Origin of the sequence: Pseudomonas sp. DR208, assembly GCF_019823005.1 — a bacterium.
Classification (GTDB): Bacteria; Pseudomonadota; Gammaproteobacteria; order Pseudomonadales; family Pseudomonadaceae; genus Aquipseudomonas; species Aquipseudomonas extremorientalis.
In genome coordinates this window covers 4875623-4894105 of record NZ_CP081944.1, presented here as the reverse complement: position 1 = coordinate 4894105, position 18483 = coordinate 4875623, and the positions used below count along the sequence as shown (strand labels likewise).

General features: G+C 61.8%; 13 protein-coding genes. 7 read left to right on the top strand and 6 right to left on the bottom strand.

Going from position 1 to position 18483, the window contains the following annotated elements; all coding sequences use genetic code 11:
- Positions 1–17: 17 nt before the first annotated feature.
- The 4 genes from prpC (at position 18) to prpD (ending at position 6765) form a co-directional block, all read left to right on the top strand.
- The gene (gene prpC, locus K5K89_RS21900) at positions 18–1145 is read left to right on the top strand and encodes a 2-methylcitrate synthase (RefSeq protein ID WP_222540257.1); all 1128 of its coding nucleotides are present in this window, start codon (positions 18–20) and stop codon (positions 1143–1145) included.
- Between the two features lie 199 nt (positions 1146–1344).
- The gene (gene acnD / locus K5K89_RS21895; RefSeq protein ID WP_222540256.1) at positions 1345–3939 is read left to right on the top strand and encodes a Fe/S-dependent 2-methylisocitrate dehydratase AcnD; all 2595 of its coding nucleotides are present in this window, start codon (positions 1345–1347) and stop codon (positions 3937–3939) included.
- Positions 3940–3948: 9 nt separating this feature from the next.
- Entirely contained in the window at positions 3949–5139 is a 1191-nt protein-coding gene (prpF, locus tag K5K89_RS21890; protein ID WP_222540255.1) for a 2-methylaconitate cis-trans isomerase PrpF, read from the top strand.
- A 141-nt stretch (positions 5140–5280) separates the two neighbouring features.
- Positions 5281–6765, top strand: a complete 1485-nt coding sequence (gene prpD, locus K5K89_RS21885) for a 2-methylcitrate dehydratase (protein ID WP_222540254.1) — start codon at positions 5281–5283, stop codon at positions 6763–6765.
- A 68-nt stretch (positions 6766–6833) separates the two neighbouring features.
- On the opposite strand, the gene K5K89_RS21880 is transcribed toward prpD, so the two are convergent.
- From K5K89_RS21880 to K5K89_RS21860, 5 genes are read right to left on the bottom strand one after another with little or no spacing between them, the layout of a single operon-like run.
- The gene (locus tag K5K89_RS21880; RefSeq protein WP_071491414.1) at positions 6834–7562 is read right to left on the bottom strand and encodes an alanyl-tRNA editing protein; all 729 of its coding nucleotides are present in this window, start codon (positions 7560–7562) and stop codon (positions 6834–6836) included.
- A 2-nt stretch (positions 7563–7564) separates the two neighbouring features.
- Positions 7565–8557 (bottom strand): serine O-acetyltransferase, encoded by a 993-nt coding sequence (locus tag K5K89_RS21875; RefSeq protein WP_071491413.1) that lies wholly within the window; start codon positions 8555–8557, stop codon positions 7565–7567.
- A gap of 37 nt (positions 8558–8594) precedes the next feature.
- Entirely contained in the window at positions 8595–9509 is a 915-nt protein-coding gene (locus K5K89_RS21870) for a PLP-dependent cysteine synthase family protein (RefSeq protein WP_071491545.1), read from the bottom strand.
- A gap of 15 nt (positions 9510–9524) precedes the next feature.
- Positions 9525–11387, bottom strand: coding sequence for a molybdopterin-synthase adenylyltransferase MoeB (moeB, locus tag K5K89_RS21865; RefSeq protein WP_222540253.1), 1863 nt, complete (start codon positions 11385–11387; stop codon positions 9525–9527).
- A 26-nt stretch (positions 11388–11413) separates the two neighbouring features.
- On the bottom strand, positions 11414–12307 hold the full coding sequence (locus K5K89_RS21860) for a DMT family transporter (RefSeq protein WP_162276406.1): 894 nt from the start codon (positions 12305–12307) through the stop codon (positions 11414–11416).
- A gap of 160 nt (positions 12308–12467) precedes the next feature.
- Here K5K89_RS21860 and K5K89_RS21855 point away from each other — a divergent pair, with 160 nt between their 5' ends.
- Complete coding sequence (locus tag K5K89_RS21855; RefSeq protein ID WP_071491410.1) at positions 12468–13892, top strand: PLP-dependent aminotransferase family protein; 1425 nt, start codon at positions 12468–12470, stop codon at positions 13890–13892.
- Between the two features lie 53 nt (positions 13893–13945).
- Here the strand turns inward: K5K89_RS21855 and K5K89_RS21850 are convergent, their stop codons facing one another.
- Positions 13946–14764, bottom strand: coding sequence for a pyruvate, water dikinase regulatory protein (locus K5K89_RS21850; RefSeq protein WP_003193298.1), 819 nt, complete (start codon positions 14762–14764; stop codon positions 13946–13948).
- Between the two features lie 178 nt (positions 14765–14942).
- On the opposite strand from K5K89_RS21850, the gene ppsA reads away from it, so the two are divergent.
- Positions 14943–17318 carry a phosphoenolpyruvate synthase gene (gene ppsA / locus K5K89_RS21845; protein ID WP_071491409.1) on the top strand — a complete coding sequence of 792 codons (2376 nt, stop codon included), beginning with the start codon at positions 14943–14945 and terminating at the stop codon, positions 17316–17318.
- Positions 17319–17424: 106 nt separating this feature from the next.
- Entirely contained in the window at positions 17425–18414 is a 990-nt protein-coding gene (locus K5K89_RS21840; RefSeq protein ID WP_071491408.1) for an alpha/beta fold hydrolase, read from the top strand.
- Positions 18415–18483 lie beyond the last annotated feature (69 nt).

Below are 18483 nucleotides of genomic sequence, written 5' to 3'. Positions count from 1 at the left end.
AAGATTGGAGAACAGACATGGCTGAAGCAAAAGTATTGAGTGGTGCCGGCCTGCGTGGCCAGGTGGCTGGGCAGACCGCACTGTCCACCGTGGGCCAGGCGGGTGCCGGCCTGACCTATCGCGGCTACGACGTGCGCGAACTGGCCGCCGATGCGCAATTTGAAGAAGTCGCCTACCTGCTGCTGTACGGCGAGTTGCCGACCAAGACCGAGCTGGCCGCCTACAGCGCCAGGCTGGGCAAGCTGCGCGACCTGCCGCAAGCGCTGAAGGAAGTGTTGGAGCGTATCCCCGCCGACGCCCACCCGATGGACGTGATGCGCACCGGTTGCTCGTTCCTGGGCAATATCGAGCCGGAAAAAGACTTCAGCGTGCAGCGCGACGTTACCGACCGCCTGCTCGCCGCGTTCCCGGCAATCATGTGCTACTGGTATCGCTTCAGCCACGACGGCAAGCGCATCGACTGCGTGACCGACGAGCCGAGCATCGGCGGCCACTTCCTGCACCTGCTGCACGGCAAGAAGCCCAGCGAGTTGCACGTCAAGGTGATGAACGTGTCGCTGATCCTCTACGCGGAACACGAATTCAACGCCTCGACGTTCACCGCCCGGGTGTGTGCCTCGACCCTGTCCGACCTGTATTCCTGCGTCACCGCCGCCATCGGCTCGCTGCGCGGCCCGCTGCACGGCGGCGCCAACGAAGCGGCGATGGAAATGATCGAGCGTTTCTCGTCCGCTGAAGAGGCGATCGAAGGCACCCTCGGCATGCTGGCGCGCAAGGACAAGATCATGGGCTTTGGCCACGCGATCTACAAAGACAGCGACCCGCGTAATGAAGTGATCAAGGGCTGGTCGAAAAAACTTGCGGACGAGGTGGGCGACAAGGTGCTGTTCCCGGTTTCCGAAGCCATCGACAAGACTATGTGGGAACAGAAGAAGCTGTTCCCCAACGCTGACTTCTACCATGCCTCGGCGTACCACTTCATGGGCATCCCGACCAAGCTGTTCACCCCGATCTTCCTGTGCTCGCGCCTGACGGGCTGGGCGGCGCATGTGTTCGAACAGCGCGCCAACAACCGCATCATCCGTCCAAGCGCCGAATACACCGGCGTCGAGCAGCGCAAGTTCGTGCCAATCGAACGTCGCTGAATGGGAATGCCGACGATCCCGAATTGTTAACCGGATCAAATGTGGGAGGGGGCTTGCCCCCGATTGCTGTCTGTCAATTGATGCAGCGGGCACTGACCCACCGCTATCGGGGGCAAGCCCCCTCCCACATTGTGACCGCATTTCAATTCTGGATCGGTGCAGGTCCTCCCTTTGTTATCACCGTGACCGAGTCCTGACGATGAACACTGAATTCCGCAAACCGCTTCCCGGCAGCCGCCTGGATTTCTTCGACGCCCGTGCGGCTGTCGAGGCAATCACCCCTGGCGCCTACGCCACCTTGCCTTACACCTCCCGCGTCCTTGCGGAAAACCTGGTGCGCCGCTGCGACCCAGCCACCCTCAATGCTTCCTTGAGCCAACTGATCGAACGCAAGCGCGACCTCGACTTCCCATGGTTCCCGGCGCGTGTGGTGTGCCACGACATCCTCGGCCAGACCGCTCTGGTCGACCTCGCCGGCCTGCGTGACGCCATCGCCCTGCAAGGCGGTGACCCGGCCCAGGTCAACCCGGTAGTGCCGACCCAACTGATCGTCGACCACTCCCTGGCCGTCGAAGCCGGTGGTTTTGACCCGGACGCGTTCGAAAAAAACCGCGCCATCGAAGACCGTCGCAACGAAGACCGTTTCCACTTCATCGAGTGGACCAAGAAGGCCTTCAAGAACGTCGATGTGATCCCGCCCGGCAACGGCATCATGCACCAGATCAACCTGGAGAAAATGTCCCCGGTGATCCAGGTGCGCGACGGCGTGGCCTTCCCCGATACCTGCGTCGGCACCGACAGCCACACCCCGCACGTGGATGCCCTGGGCGTGATCGCCATCGGTGTCGGCGGCCTGGAAGCCGAGAGCGTGATGCTCGGTCGCGCCTCGTGGATGCGCCTGCCGGAAAGCGTCGGCGTCGAATTGACCGGCAAGCTGCAACCGGGCATCACCGCCACCGACATGGTGCTGGCGCTGACCGAGTTCCTGCGTAAACAGAAAGTGGTTGGCGCCTGGCTGGAGTTCTTCGGCGAAGGTGCTTCGGCACTCACGCTTGGCGACCGTGCAACCATCTCCAACATGGCCCCGGAATACGGCGCGACTGCGGCGATGTTCTACATCGACCAACAGACCATCGCCTACCTGAAGCTCACCGGCCGCGAAGACGAACAAGTCACGCTGGTGGAGCAGTACGCTCGCCACACCGGCCTGTGGGCCGATGACCTCAAGGGCGCGCAGTACGAGCGAGGGCTGACCTTCGATCTGTCCAGCGTCGTGCGCAACATGGCCGGCCCGAGCAACCCCCATGCTCGCGTTGCCACCAGCGACCTGGCGTCCAAGGGTATTTCCGGCCAGTGGGACGAAGTGCCAGGCCAAATGCCTGACGGCGCAGTGATCATCGCCGCCATCACCAGTTGCACCAACACCAGCAACCCGCGCAACGTGATCGCCGCCGGCCTGCTGGCGCGCAACGCCAACAAGCTTGGGTTGACCCGCAAGTCGTGGGTCAAATCGTCCCTGGCACCCGGCTCGAAAACCGTGGCGATGTACCTGGAAGAAGCCGGCCTGGGCCATGAGCTGGAAAAACTCGGCTTCGGTGTGGTGGCGTTTGCCTGCACCACCTGCAACGGCATGTCCGGCGCACTCGATCCGGTGATCCAGCAGGAAATCATCGACCGCGACCTGTACGCCACCGCCGTGCTCTCGGGCAACCGTAACTTCGACGGGCGTATTCACCCCTACGCCAAGCAAGCGTTTCTCGCGTCGCCGCCGCTGGTGGTCGCGTATGCGATTGCCGGCACCATCCGCTTCGACATCGAGAAAGACGTGCTTGGCCTCGACGCGAATGGCAAGGAAATCCGCCTGCAAGATATTTGGCCGAGCGACGAAGAGATCGACGCAGTGGTCAAGGCCTCGGTCAAGCCGGAGCAGTTCCGCCAGGTCTACATCCCGATGTTCGCCATCCACGAGGACACTGGCCCGAAAGTCGCGCCGCTGTACGAATGGCGTCCGCAAAGCACCTATATCCGCCGCCCACCTTACTGGGAAGGCGCGCTGGCCGGTGCCCGTCCGCTCAAGGGCATGCGCCCGCTGGCGGTGCTGCCGGACAACATCACCACCGACCACTTGTCGCCCTCCAACGCGATCATGCTCGACAGCGCCGCCGGCGAATACCTGGCGAAAATGGGCCTGCCGGAAGTCGACTTCAACTCCTACGCGACGCACCGGGGCGATCACTTGACCGCGCAGCGCGCCACCTTCGCCAACCCGAAACTGTTCAACGAAATGGTGGTGGAAAACGGCAAGGTCAAGCAGGGTTCCCTGGCGCGCATCGAGCCGGAAGGCCAGGTCACGCGGATGTGGGAGGCCATCGAAACGTACATGGAGCGCAAGCAACCGCTGATCATCATTGCCGGCGCGGACTACGGCCAGGGCTCGTCTCGCGACTGGGCGGCCAAGGGCGTGCGGCTGGCCGGTGTGGAGGCGATTGCCGCCGAAGGTTTCGAGCGCATCCACCGCACCAACCTGGTGGGCATGGGCGTGTTGCCGCTGGAGTTCCTGCCGGGCACCGACCGCCACACCCTGAAGATCGATGGCAGCGAGACCTATGATGTGGTCGGCGCGCGTACTCCGCGGGCGCAGTTGACCCTGGTGATCAACCGCAAGAATGGCGAACGTGTCGAGGTGCCGGTGACCTGCCGCCTCGACACCGCCGAAGAAGTGTCGATCTACGAGGCGGGCGGCGTGTTGCAACGCTTTGCCCAGGACTTCCTGGAATCGGCGGCGACGGCCTGAGGGGACACCATGGCACACGTAGCGCAAATCAAGATCCCCGCCACCTACATGCGTGGCGGCACCAGCAAGGGCGTGTTTTTCAGCCTCACAGACCTGCCCGAATCGGCGCAGGTGCCGGGCGCCGCACGCGATGCCTTGCTATTGCGGGTGATCGGCAGCCCCGACCCCTACGACAAGCAAATCGACGGCATGGGCGGCGGCGCCTCGAGCACCAGCAAGACCGTGATCCTGGCCAAAAGCACCCGCGCCGATCACGACGTGGATTACCTGTTCGGCCAGGTCTCCATCGACAAACCCTTCGTTGATTGGAGCGGCAACTGCGGCAACCTGTCGGCGGCGGTCGGTTCCTTTGCCATCAGCGCCGGCCTGGTCGATCCGGCACGCCTGCCCCACAACGGCGTGGCTGTGGTGCGTATCTGGCAAGCCAACATCGGCAAGACCATCATTGCCCACGTGCCGATCACTGACGGCGCGGTGCAGGAAACTGGTGACTTCGAACTGGATGGCGTGACCTTTCCGGCCGCCGAAGTGCAGTTGGAGTTCATGGACCCGGCGGCGGAAGAAGAGGGCGGCGGTGGTTCGATGTTCCCCACCGGCAACCTGGTGGACGACCTGGAAGTGCCTGGCGTCGGCACCTTCAAGGCGACGCTGATCAACGCCGGTATCCCGACCATCTTCATCAACGCCGAAGACCTCGGCTACACCGGCACCGAGCTGCAAGGCGCGATCAACAGCGACCCGAAAGCCCTGGCAATGTTCGAGACCGTGCGGGCTTATGGCGCGTTGCGCATGGGCCTGATCCAGCACCTGGACGAAGCCGCCCAACGCCAACACACGCCGAAGGTGGCGTTTGTGGCCAAGCCGGCCGACTACGTGGCGTCCAGTGGCAAGGCGATCAAGGCGGGTGATGTGGACCTGCTGGTGCGTGCGCTGTCCATGGGCAAATTGCACCACGCGATGATGGGCACGGCGGCGGTGGCGATCGGCACGGCGGCGGCGATTTCCGGCACCCTGGTCAACCTCGCGGCCGGTGGTGTGGAGCGCAATGCCGTGCGCTTCGGGCACCCGTCCGGCACCTTGCGCGTCGGCGCAGAGGCCACCCAGGTGAACGGCGAGTGGGTGGTGAAGAAAGCCATCATGAGCCGCAGCGCCCGAGTGTTGATGGAAGGTTTCGTACGCGTGCCCGGCGACGCTTTCTAACAACCCACACTGTCCCCAGTGTGGGAGGGGGCTTGCCCCCTCCCACATTGGATTTTCATACCCACAAGCAGGCGGCCAGACCTGCGATGGAGCGATCAACCGTGATCCTGAGGACTAACCCAACCTTTTAGGAGTACTGCCATGAGCGCCAACGTCGACCAGAACAACCGTCCCGACTACGACCAGGTCCTGCAGGACATCGCCGATTATGTCCTCACTTACCGGATCGACTCTCAGGATGCATTGGACACCGCCCGCAACTGCCTGATGGACACCTTGGGTTGCGGCCTGCTGGCCCTGCGTTTCCCGGAGTGCACCAAGCACCTGGGGCCGATGGTCGAGGGCACGGTGGTGCCGTTTGGCGCTCGTGTACCGGGCACTTCGTTCCGGCTGGATCCGGTCAAGGCGGCGTGGGACATCGGCTGCATCGTACGTTGGCTCGACTACAACGACACCTGGCTCGCCGCCGAGTGGGGGCACCCCTCGGATAACCTCGGCGGCATCCTCGCTGTGGCCGACCACTTGTCGCAAAAGCGCATCGCCAACGGTGAGGCACCGCTGACCCTGCGCGCGGTGCTGGAAGCAATGATCATGGCCCACGAAATCCAGGGCGTGATTGCCCTGGAAAACTCGTTCAACCGCGTCGGCCTCGACCATGTGCTGTTGGTGAAAGTCGCTTCAACGGCGGTGACGGCCAAACTGATGGGGGCCAACCGTGAACAGCTGCTGGCGGCCCTGTCCCATGCGTTTGTCGATGGGCAGGCATTGCGCACGTATCGGCATGCACCGAATGCCGGTTCGCGCAAATCCTGGGCGGCGGGAGATGCCTCCAGCCGGGGCGTGCGTCTGGCGGATATCGCGATGCGCGGCGAGATGGGCATCCCTGGCGTGTTGAGCGCGCCGCAGTGGGGGTTCTATGACGTACTGTTCAGCCACACCAACAAGGACCTGGCGCTCAAGCCGCAGGACAAGCGCGGGTTCAGCCTGTCCCAGCCCTACGGCACCTATGTGATGGAAAACGTGCTGTTCAAGATCAGCTTCCCCGCCGAGTTCCATGCGCAAACGGCCTGCGAAGCGGCGGTGACCTTGCATCCGTTGGTCAAGGATCGCCTGCAGGAAATCGAGCGTATCGTGATCACCACCCATGAGTCGGCGATTCGCATCATCTCCAAGGTCGGGCAACTGGCCAACGCCGCTGACCGTGACCACTGCCTGCAATACATGACCGCCGTGCCGCTGGCGTTCGGCAATCTGGTGGCCGAGCAGTACGAAGACGAATTCCACGCCGCCCATCCGATCATCGATGAGCTGCGGGATAAAATGGTCATCGTCGAGGATCCGCGCTATAGCCGCGAATACCTGGAGGCGGACAAGCGTTCCATCGCCAACGCGGTGCAGGTGTTCTTCAAGGACGGCAGCAGCACCGAGCAGGTGGCGGTGGAGTACCCGATCGGCCATCGCCGGCGCCGGGTGGAGGGCATCCCGTTGCTGGAGGACAAATTCAAGGCCAACCTGGCCACACGGTTTACCGCGCAGCGCAGTGCCGAGATTTTTGCGCTGTGCAAGGATCAGGCGCGGCTAGAGGCGACACCGGTAAACCGGTTTGTGGATCTGTTCGTGATCTAGCAGACACCGCGTATTCACCGGTGCAAATCCAATGAATGTGGGAGGGGGCCTCCCACAGTTGACCGTGTTCATTCGAATCGCAGTATGACTCTGCGGTTGTGTTTGCTCTTCTTCTCGATCTTCTCGCAGAACACCCGGCCGATTTCTTCGGTGTTGAGCACATGGGTGCCGCCGCACGGTTGGATATCGATACCGGCGATTTCAATCACCCGCACCGCCCCCTGGACCACCGGTGGCGCCACCGCCTGGGTGCGGGTGATCTGCAGCAGGGTGGCGTACTCGGTGGCTGGCATCGACAGGGTTTTCACCGGGTGGGCCTGCTCGATCAGTGCGTTGAGGTCGCGGGTGATGCTGTCTTTGTCGAGGGTCATTTCCGGCAGGTCGAAGTCCAGGCGGCCTTTGTCTGCACTGATGCTGCATCCTGTGACCGGCGCGTCGATGATCGAGCACAACAGGTGCAGGCAGGTGTGCATCTTCATGTGCTGGTAGCGCCGGTCCCAGTCGAGGCCAGCGTCCACCTGCACCCCGGCGGTCAATTGTTCGGGGCAGTGTTCCACCTGGTGCCAGATGATCGAGCGCTGCACCGGGTCGCGCACTGTGCCGGTCACTTCGACCCGCGTACCGTCCGCCAGGGTGAGGTGCCCCGTGTCGCCTGGCTGCCCGCCCCCGGTGGGGTAGAACAACGTGTGCTCCAGGGCGACGCCGTGTTCGCTGACGGCAATCACTCGGGCGCTGAAGGCGTTCTGGTAGGGTGCGCTGTCGAACAGCGCCAGGGTTTCCATGGTGTGCACGGACATGTTCAACCTCCGACGATCAATGGGCTGGCTTGCAACAGGGAGCGCACCATCGCACTCAAGCCAGGCGGGGAAAGCAGGGTGATTTCAAATTCCGGGCCGCAGACCTTCAGGTTCAGCGGCAGGCGTGGCAGGTGGTTGCCCGATTCGATGCGATGCAGGCGAAATTGCAGGTGGTGACGTTCCTTCACCGTAGGCTCCAGCATCAGCCCGGGCAAGGGATGGAAGTCGGCGTCCAGCACTGTGACCTTGTGGCTGGTATTGATCTCGCCGACCACGTGCAGACGCTCATCCAGGGCGAAGGCGCCGAGGTAATTACTGTGGTCCGACTCGTCGTTTTTTTGCAGTTGGATCTGGTTCACCACCTTCACCTTGGTGCCGGCGGGCACGTCCTGGGTGATCACGCAGGACGGGCTGATAAACACGTTGTCGCCGATCAACACATAGCCGAGCACGCGGGCGCCGGAACCGACCTCGACGTTATTACCCAGGCGTGGATGGCGCTTGCCGTCGGGGTTGTTGGCGATGCCGCGGGCGCCCAGGGTCACGCCGCAGAGGATGTAGCAGTCGTTGCCGATCTCGCAGGTTTCACCGATCACGGTGCCGTAGCCGTGGTCCAGTACGAAGCGCCGACCGATACGCGCCGCCGGGTGGATCTCGGCGCCGGAAAGCACCTTGCCCTGGTTGCTCAGCTTGAGGGCGATACGGGAGAAGACGCCGTTGGTCTGGTCGGGGAAATGCCACACCAGGTGCGCCAGTCGGTAATACAGCACCGCCTTGAACGACGCGTAGGACTCCAGGATCAGCTCACCGCGCCCGCGTGATGCCGGGTCGCGGTAGGCGTAGGCGATCAAATCCTCGGCCACCGCCTGGGCGGCATTCTGGACCAGCGGCGCCAGATGCGGCTCCAGCTGTTTCATCTGCGCCGGCGTGAGGGTCTTGATGAGGTGAGTCAGCAACTCATCGTGCAACTGTTGCATGTCGATAAAGCCACCCATTGAGGCACCCCCTTAGTCTGATTGGTTGGAAGAGCGCTTATTCGAAACTGGGCAGGTAGCTGTCGGCATTGTCGTAGACCATGGTCAGCACCACCGTTTCGGGTGGCAGTTCCGGGGCGAGTTGGGCGACAGCCACCATGTTGGCGGCCGAGGACAAGCCCAGGCTGATGGCGTCGGTGCGCATGATGCGTTTCATCATGTCGATGCAGTCCTGGCGCGAGACCTTGAGCATGCCGTCGATCACGTCCAGGTTGAGGATGCTCGGGATCAGGCCGATCGACAGGCCCTGGATATGGTGCGGCGCATGCTGGTTTTTCAGCAGGTCGCATTCTTCCGGTTCCACCCCCATGACACGCAGCCCCGGCCAGGCGGCTTTGAGGGTTTCTCCGATGCCTGTGATATGCCCGCCTGTGCCGATCCCGCTGACAAAGTAGTCAGCGCGACGCTCGCCGAACGCACGCAGGATTTCCGGTGCGGTGGTGTCGCGATGGGTCTGCGGGTTGGCGCCGTTGCGCTGCTGATTGAGCATCACGTAGCTGGGGTTTTCCAACTGCAGCTCCATGCACTTTTCGCCATGGGAGTTGTTGCCCAGGCGGCTGTCCGACAGCACCACCTTGGCCCCGTACAGGCGCAGCAGCTTCTGTTTTTCGGGGCTGTAGTTGTCGGGGATCACCAGCACGACCTTGTAGCCCAGCACATTGCCGGCCATGACCAGGCCGATACCGGTATTGCCGCCGCTGGGCTCGATGATGGTTTGCCCGGAGTCACGGATCAGCACGCCCCGGCGTTCGGCGTCGAGGATCATGCCCAGGGCGATGCGCGCCTTGTGGCTGCCGCCCGGGTTGAGGGATTCGAGCTTGGCATAGACCTCGATGCCGAGGTCTTCAGAGAACTGCGCCAGGCGCACGATCGGCGTTTGGCCGATGACCTCGAGAATGGAGTTGTGCAACATCATTCAGTCCTCGGCTCAATACAAGGGCATGTCAGGTTCGACGTCGCGAACCCAATGCTTCATGCCGCCCTGAAGGACTTTGGTATTGGCGAAACCCGCCGCCAGCAAGGTGCTGGCGGCTTGCTCGGCGCGGGTGCCGGCGTAGCAGATCAGGTAGTGGGTGTTGTCCCGGCTGAGGCGGTCGAGCTGATTGTCCAGTTCGGCCAGGGGGATATGCACCACACCTGGCAATTTGCACACCTCCAGTTCGCTGGCATCACGCACGTCCAGCAACACATCGACGCTGCGCGGGTGTTCGAGCAATTGCTTGAGTACACGGGGCTTTATGTAGCGCTCTTCGGCCAGGGACGGCTGGCTGGGCACAGCGTCCGCACAGACAGCCGGCGCCACGCTTTCGCTATGGCGCAGTTCGGAGCAGCACGGGCAGTCGGCCCGCCGCTTGAAGCGGATCTCGCTGAACTTCATTGCCAGCGCATCGAAGCGCATCAAGCGGCCGGACAGCGGTTCACCGATGCCGATCAACAGCTTGATGGCCTCGGTGGCCTGGATCATCCCGACCACACCGGGCAACACGCCGATCACGCCACCGGCGCTGCAATTGGGCGCCAGTTCGGCGGGCGGCGCGCTGGGGAACAGGCAGCGGTAGCAGGGGCCACCTTTATAGTTGAGTACGCTGATCTGCCCGTCGAAACGGTAGATGGCGCCGTATACCAAAGGCTTGCCCAACTGCACGCAGGCGTCGTTGACCAGGTAGCGGGTGTCGAAATTGTCGGTGCCGTCGATCACCAGGTCATAGGCGCCCACCAGTTCCAGGGCGTTATCGGCGTTCAGGGCGGTGTCGTGGGCGTTGATCTGGATATGGCGGTTGAGGTCTTGCAGACGTTGCTTGGCGGACTCGACCTTGGGCATGCCGAGGGTGCTGTTGCCATGCACGATCTGGCGTTGCAGGTTGCTGCTTTCCACCACATCGAAGTCCACCAGCCCCAGGGTGCCGACGCCGGCTGCTGCCAGGTACAGGCTGATCGGTGAGCCAAGGCCACCGGTGCCGATGATCAACACCTTGGCTTTCTTGAGGTTCAACTGGCCTTCGCGGCCGACGCCGGGCAGGGTGATATGGCGCACGTAGCGTTGCACTTCTTCATTGCTGAGGGCATCGACATCCATACCGCCCGAGGTGGCGAGCAGTACTTCGATCCGGGCTTTTTCCGGAAGCGGATCGTCGGCGCCGACCAGTTCTTCCTCGGCGGTAAACAGAAAGTGTTCCTTGAGCTGGTTGTTCTTCTCGTGGAACAGGTGCGCACGCAACTGCGGGTGGCTGGTGCAGAGGTTTTCAATGACTTCGCGCAATGTCGTTCCGGCGCCCTCGAGGGTCGATTCCGGCAGCTTGGCCACGCGAACCAGAATGTCGGGGAAAGAGACAGCGTTCATGGACAACTCCGTGTGCAGGTCGTTGAAAGGTTGAAGGGCGAAATGTTTGCCATCCCAGGCAAACAGCTTGGAACCCAGGGACTGGCCCTGGCGAACGTCCACCACCAGGTAGCTGACGGGGTAGATCGGTTCGCCCATGAACAGCGCCTTGTCCTCGTCTTCGTCGCTGAAATAGGCGCCGACATCCGGGTGGGAGTGGTAGATCACCACCACTGGGTTGTTGCTGCGAAACGCCTTGCTCAGCAGCAGGGTGTCGGCCACCGAGAAGGTGTAGCCGTTGGCGGCGCTGCGCGGGTACATTTCGGGGTTCTTGCCGTGCAACTCGTTCTGGATATTGCTGCCCAGGTACACGCTGCCGTCGGCGAAGACAAAACCACAGCACTCCTCGGGGTAGCTGCGGCTGGCGTGTGCGTAGATCTGTTCCAGGGCTTCGGGGCGGAGGACGTCCATGTTTCTCTCGCATGGTGGTAGGAGGGTCAATTTTTCTTGGCCAGGAGTTTTTCAACCGGCAGCTTGGTGATCGCAAAGCCGGCCAGCAGGATGGCCGAGTACAGCATCAGGTCGCGGGAAATCGACACGCCTTCGTACCAGGCGCCGATGATCACCGCGAACACCGGGAAGATGATGAACACGAACGACAGGATGATCGGGCTCAAGCGCTTGAGCAGCATGAAGTACACGATGAACCCACCCACCGAGGCCACCAGTCCCAGGTAGAACAGCGCACCCCATGACCGCAGGGTGATGGCTTCGAAGGTCGGCGCTTCAAACCACAGCCCGGCGACGAACAGCATCAGCCCGGCAATACCGATGGGCAGCGTGTTGTAGGTGATTACGCTGATGGCGCTGCCCTTCTGCTTGGTGATGACGTAGCACAAGGCATGCATGATCGCGGCGGTCAGAATCGCCAGCACCCCGAAGAACTCGGCGTGGTCCAGGTGCAGGCCCTGGCTCTTGATGATCATGTAGAGGCTGCCGAAGCCGATACCGATGCCGACCACCTGGGAAAAGTAGATGCGTTCGCGCAGGAACAGCGCGGAGAAAATCAGGATGAACACCGGCATGCAACTGAACAGCAGTGCGGTAAGGCCGGACGAAACATGCATCTCGCCGTAGTTGAGCAGGTAGTAGGGCACGCTGAAGTAGGACAGGGTCACGAACACGAAGAACCAGCGGCTCTCGCGGGGAAACAGGACCGGCTCGCGGCGCACCATGGCAAAGCACAGGAACAGCGGGAAGGCGATGAGGAAGCGCAGGCCGGCGGAGGTGAGCGGCGGCACGCTCTCCACGGCAATCTTGATGCCCAGCCAGGTGGTGCCCCAGCTCAGGCATACGATCAGGAACATCACACTGGTGATCAGCCCGGCCAGCCACTGTTTTTGGGGTTTGGTCTTGGCGGTGTTTTCGAGAACGGCGGACATTGACATCGTTTATTGCTTCCCTGAGCCGGAATTGAACTCTATATTGAGCTTGTAATGAGTTGTAAAATTCGGCGATTGAACCCGTAAAAGCACACTATTAGGGCGAAAGATGGCTGTCAAAACAAATATTGACATGGTGTCAATTATGCGTGAGGGGTTGTCCAACGGTCAGGGCGTGAAGTACAAGCGCCTGTCCGATGTCATGGAACGGGGCATCCTTGAAGGCTTGATTGAGCCAGGAAGAAAACTGCCGCCCCACCGGGTGCTTTCCGACAATCTTGGCGTCACGATCGGCACCATCAGCCGCGCCTATGGCGAACTGGAACGCCTGGGGCTGGTGGTGGCGCGGGTCGGTGACGGCACGTTCGTGCGCAAGCGTGGGATGGAGCGCCAGCGCGATGAAGGCTTTCGCAACTTCAGTGAAGAACCGCGCCAATACTTCGACATGAGCCGGAATATGCATATCCCGGGGCAGGAGACAGTCTTCCTGGCCCAGAGCTTCCAAACCCTGTCGACCAACGCCAAGTTCCTCCAGGACATCAGTGCCTACACACCGGATGCCGGCTTGCCGCGCTACCGTGAAGCGGGGGCGCAATGGCTGGTGCAGCGCGATTTTCATCCGATCCCCGAGCAGGTGATCTGCGTCAACGGCGGCCAGCATGGCTTGCTCTGCTCGATGATGGCGCTGTTACGGGCCGGCGATACCGTCGTGACTGAGCAACTCACATACCCCGGCCTGATCACTGCCGCCCGCATGCTCGGTATTCGCTTGATCGGGCTGGAGATGGACGAGGAAGGTGTGCTGCCGAGCGCGCTGGACGAAGTCTGTCGTAATCACCGGATTTCAGCGCTGTACTGCACGCCGACCATCCAGAACCCCACCACCGCTGTGCTCTCGGTGGCGCGTCGCGAAGCGTTGGTCAAAGTCTGTCGCGAACACAATCTGCTGATTCTTGAGGACGAAGCCCACGGCGTACTGGTGGAGGATCGGCCGCCGCCCCTCAGCCATTTCGCCCCTGAGCGTACGATTCTGATCAGCAGCCTGAGCAAGGCGGTATCCGCCGGGCTGCGTGTGGGCTATGTGCATGCGCCGCCCGCGCTGGTCAGCCGTATTTCGGCGGCCCTGCGTTCGACCTGCTGGATGGCTACCCCCGTCACCCTCGAGCTGGCGACCCAGTGGATCGAGAACGGCACGGCGGAATACCTGCTGCGCCAGCAGATCAACGAGATCAGCCGCCGCAAGGCCCTGGTCCGCGACCTGCTGACGGGCCTGGAGTACCGCACTCACCTCAACAGTCCGCACTTCTGGATAGAAGTGCCGGAGCCGTGGCGGGCGTCGGAGATCGAGGCCGAGCTCAAGCAGAACAATTACCTGATCGCCACCGCCGAGGCGTTTGCCGTAGGGCAGACGGCGGTGCCGCAGTTTATCCGGGCGAGTATCTGCAATACGTCTGGGGATGATCAGTTATTGCGGGCGGGGTTTGATGCGCTGGCCACGGCGCTGGGGCAGGGCGGGGGACGCTTCCAGTTGTAGCAGGGTTTGTTGTGGCGAGCCCGCTCGCCACGGTGCAACAGCGTCTCAAGGCGTTATTTGAAGCGCCGCTCCACGCCTTTCTCCACCAGAATCTTCGCCGAAATCTCTTCCACCGAAAAATGCGTGGAATTGATGTGCGCAATATTCTCGCGACGGAACAGATTTTCTACCTCGCGCACTTCGAACTCACACTGGGCATAGCTCGAATAGCGACTGTTGGGCTTGCGCTCATTGCGGATCGCCGTCAGCCGGTCCGGGTCGATGGTCAGCCCGAACAGCTTGTGCGAATGCGCGCGCAGGGCCGCCGGGAGCGTCAGGTGCTCCATGTCGTCTTCAGTCAGCGGGTAGTTGGCCGCACGGATGCCGAATTGCATGGCCATGTACAGACAGGTGGGCGTTTTGCCGCAGCGCGACACGCCCACCAGGATCAGGTCAGCCTTGTCGTAGTAATGGGTACGGGCGCCGTCGTCGTTGTCGAGGGCGAAGTTCACCGCCTCGATACGCTCCATGTAGTTGGAGTTATGCCCAATGGAATGGGACTTTCCGACCGAATACGAGGAGTGTTCGCTCAACTCCTGCTCCAATGGCGCCAGGAAGGTCGAGAAAATATCGATCATGAAACCATTCGACGTTGCGAGAATCTCACGGATGTCTTGATTGACGATGGTGTCGAAAATGATCGGCCGAAAACCGTCTTTTTCAGCCGCCAGATTGATTTGTTGTACCATGGCCCGCGCTTTATCCACGCTGTCGATGTACGGCCGCGTGAATTTGGCGAAGGTAATGTTTTCGAACTGCGCGAGCAGGCTCTGGCCCAGTGTTTCGGCTGTGATGCCGGTGCCGTCGGAGATAAAGAAAGCAGATCGTTTCATTTGAGCCCTGGGCCTTAAGCTGATGGCGAATCTTGGATATGATAGGCGCGATTTTGCCGTCCCGCGGTGGGCCGCATTCTCACTTATTTTCCAGGTCCAGGCCACAAGCGCGGGCGACAGCTCCTATTGAGCAGCCGGCGTCCTGAGCTTTTCCAACACAGAAAGTGGAGAGATCACCTTGGTAGAGTACGTAGTTTCCCTCGATAAGCTCGGCGTCCATGATGTAGAGCACGTAGGGGGCAAGAACGCATCCCTCGGCGAGATGATCAGTAATCTTGCAGGCGCTGGCGTGTCGGTGCCCGGTGGTTTCGCCACCACGGCCCAGGCTTACCGCGATTTCCTCGAACTGAGCGGCCTCAACGCTCAGATCCACGCCGCGCTGGACGCCCTGGATGTCGATGACGTCAACGCCCTGGCCAAGACCGGTGCCCAGATCCGCCAATGGATCATGGAAGCCGAGTTCCCCGAGAAGCTCAACGAAGAGATCCGTACCGCCTTCGCCACCCTCTCAGCCGGCAACCCGGACATGGCTGTCGCCGTGCGTTCCTCGGCTACCGCCGAAGACTTGCCAGACGCTTCCTTCGCCGGCCAGCAAGAGACCTTCCTGAACATCCGCGGCGTGGAAAACGTCATCCGCGCCGCCAAGGAAGTGTTCGCCTCGCTGTTCAACGATCGCGCCATTTCCTACCGTGTTCACCAGGGTTTCGACCACAAGCTGGTGGCCTTGTCTGCCGGTGTACAGCGCATGGTGCGTTCGGAAACCGGCACGGCCGGCGTAATGTTCACCCTCGATACCGAATCGGGCTTCCGTGACGTGGTGTTCATCACCGGCGCCTACGGCCTGGGTGAAACCGTCGTACAGGGCGCGGTCAACCCCGACGAATTCTACGTACACAAGGGCACCCTCGAAGCGGGTCGCCCGGCCATCCTGCGCCGTAACCTGGGCAGCAAGGCCATCAAGATGATCTACGGCGACGAGGCCAAGGCCGGTCGTTCCGTGAAAACCGTTGAAGTCGACAAGGCCGAACGTGCGCGTTTCTGCCTGACCGACGCTGAAGTCAGCGAGCTGGCCAAACAAGCGATGATCATCGAAAAGCACTACAAGTGCCCGATGGACATCGAGTGGGCCAAGGACGGTGACGACGGCAAGCTGTACATCGTGCAGGCCCGTCCGGAAACCGTGAAAAGCCGCACCTCGGCCAATGTCATGGAACGCTACCTGCTCAAAGAAACCGGCACCGTACTGGTGGAAGGCCGTGCCATCGGCCAACGCATCGGCGCCGGCAAGGTGCGGATCATCAAGGACGTGTCCGAAATGGACAAAGTCCAGCCAGGCGATGTACTGGTCTCCGACATGACCGACCCGGACTGGGAACCGGTAATGAAGCGCGCCAGCGCCATCGTCACCAACCGTGGCGGGCGTACCTGCCACGCGGCGATCATCGCCCGTGAGCTGGGGATTCCTGCGGTAGTCGGTTGTGGCAACGCCACCCAGCTGCTCAAAGACGGCCAGGGCGTGACCGTGTCCTGCGCCGAAGGCGATACCGGCTTCATCTTCGAAGGTGAACTGGGCTTCGACATCAAGCAGAACTCCATCGACGCCATGCCGGACCTGCCGTTCAAGATCATGATGAACGTCGGCAACCCGGACCGTGCCTTCGACTTCGCACAGTTGCCGAACGCCGGTGTGGGCCTGGCCCGCCTGGAGTTCATCATCAACCGTATGATCGGCGTGCACCCCAAGGCCCTGTTGAACTACGACGGCCTGCCGCTGGAGATCAAGGAAAGCGTCGACAAGCGCATCGCCGGCTACAACGACCCTGTTGGCTTCTACGTCGAGAAGCTGGTGGAAGGCATCAGCACCCTGGCGGCGGCGTTCTACCCGAAAAAGGTCATCGTGCGCCTGTCGGACTTCAAGTCCAACGAATACGCCAACCTGATCGGCGGCAAGCTCTACGAACCGGAAGAAGAAAACCCGATGCTGGGCTTCCGTGGCGCCTCGCGTTATATCAGCGAAGCGTTCCGTGACTGCTTCGAGCTCGAATGCCGCGCCCTCAAGCGCGTGCGCAACGAAATGGGCCTGACCAACGTCGAGATCATGGTGCCGTTCGTGCGCACCTTGGGCGAAGCGAGCCAAGTGGTCGACCTGCTGGCAGAAAACGGCCTGTCCCGTGGCGAAAACGGCCTGCGCGTGATCATGATGTGCGAATTGCCGTCCAACGCCATCCTGGCCGAAGAGTTCCTCGAGTTCTTCGACGGTTTCTCCATCGGTTCCAACGACCTGACCCAGCTGACCCTGGGCCTGGACCGCGACTCCGGAATCATCGCCCATCTGTTCGACGAGCGAAATCCTGCGGTCAAGAAGCTGCTGGCCAACGCCATCCAGGCCTGTAACAAGGCTGGCAAGTACATCGGCATCTGCGGCCAAGGTCCTTCCGACCACCCTGACCTGGCCAAATGGCTGATGGAACAGGGCATCGAAAGCGTCTCGTTGAACCCCGATTCCGTGTTGGAAACCTGGTTCTTCCTGGCGGAAGGCCAGGCGTCCGCCTAAGATCGTCATGTCAAAAGTGCCGGTCACCCGATGAGGGTGACCGGCATTCTTATCTGTGCAGGGCGGAACTCCTTCCGGACGCCGCCCTTTTTTGTGCAAGAGCATTATGCAAAGCAGCAGCAACCTGTTTCCCGTCGCCCTGATCAGCGCTGAACGTCGTGGCGACCTGAGTGAAGACGTGTACCGCCTCAAGCCCGGTAACAGCCCCGACGGCACCGTCGAGCTGGCAGTTACCCGTTTGGGCCTGGCCGATGTCCCGGAAAACCGGGGCATTGCGGTTATTTTATTGCATGGCAGTTTTTCCAATCGCCGCTTCTGGTATTCGCCCAAAGGCATCGGCCTGGGCGCTTACCTGGCACGCCAGGGATTTGATGTGTGGATCCCGGAAATGCGTGGTCATGGTTTGTCCAAGCGCAATCATGACTACGCACGCAACCGCGTCGCTGACTATGCGCGCTACGACTTGCCGGCCATTGGCGCGTTCGTGCGCGAGCAAAGCGGGCAGGTTCCTCACTGGATCGGTCATTCCCTGGGTGGCACCAGTCTGGCGGCGGCGCTTGGCGGGCGGCACCTTGGCGCGCCAGCCGTGGCTTCGGTGGCATTGTTTGGCTGCCAGGTCAGCCGCACCCACTGGCCGTTGAAGCTGCCACCGGTGGAATGGACGGGGCGCTTGCTCTTGAAACGCTTCGGCGAAGTCTCCGGCTCGCGCCTCAAGCGTGGCCCGGAGGACGAGCCGGCAGGCGTGATGATCGAAGCCATGCGCTGGAATGGCCTGTTTGGCCGCTTTGGCGAAGGCAAGAACGACTGGTGGAAAGGCCTGGCGGAGGTCGATGTGCCGTTGCTGTCGGTCAGTGCTGCCGGCGATCGTCAGGACCCCGACTGGGCCTGTCGCAAGCTGTTCGAGCAGGTCGGTTCCGAGCACCGTCAATACTTGTGCCTCGGCCGTCAGCAAGGGTTTACCGAGGATTTCGGGCACGTTGAAATGCTCGTCAGCAAAGCCGCACAGGCTGAAGTGTGGCCACTGGTGGCGCAATGGCTGAAGGACCCGCTCGCCCCATTGTTCGGCGTGCAGCCCGAGGTGTTGGCCACTGTTTGAGGGCAGGGCTCTGCCAAGGGCGTTTCACTCGTGTGTGGTTGCGGCTAAGATATGACGCATTAAACGCTT

Excerpts from the sequence above, each read along its gene's own strand:
- prpC (WP_222540257.1), top strand. The coding sequence starts at position 18 with ATGGCTGAAGCAAAAGTATTGAGTGGTGCCGGCCTGCGTGGCCAGGTG.
- acnD (WP_222540256.1), top strand. The coding sequence starts at position 1,345 with ATGAACACTGAATTCCGCAAACCGCTTCCCGGCAGCCGCCTGGATTTC.
- prpF (WP_222540255.1), top strand. The coding sequence starts at position 3,949 with ATGGCACACGTAGCGCAAATCAAGATCCCCGCCACCTACATGCGTGGC.
- prpD (WP_222540254.1), top strand. The coding sequence starts at position 5,281 with ATGAGCGCCAACGTCGACCAGAACAACCGTCCCGACTACGACCAGGTC.
- K5K89_RS21880 (WP_071491414.1), bottom strand. The coding sequence starts at position 7,562 with ATGTCCGTGCACACCATGGAAACCCTGGCGCTGTTCGACAGCGCACCC.
- K5K89_RS21875 (WP_071491413.1), bottom strand. The coding sequence starts at position 8,557 with ATGGGTGGCTTTATCGACATGCAACAGTTGCACGATGAGTTGCTGACT.
- K5K89_RS21870 (WP_071491545.1), bottom strand. The coding sequence starts at position 9,509 with ATGTTGCACAACTCCATTCTCGAGGTCATCGGCCAAACGCCGATCGTG.
- moeB (WP_222540253.1), bottom strand. The coding sequence starts at position 11,387 with ATGGACGTCCTCCGCCCCGAAGCCCTGGAACAGATCTACGCACACGCC.
- K5K89_RS21855 (WP_071491410.1), top strand. The coding sequence starts at position 12,468 with ATGGCTGTCAAAACAAATATTGACATGGTGTCAATTATGCGTGAGGGG.
- K5K89_RS21850 (WP_003193298.1), bottom strand. The coding sequence starts at position 14,764 with ATGAAACGATCTGCTTTCTTTATCTCCGACGGCACCGGCATCACAGCC.
- K5K89_RS21840 (WP_071491408.1), top strand. The coding sequence starts at position 17,425 with ATGCAAAGCAGCAGCAACCTGTTTCCCGTCGCCCTGATCAGCGCTGAA.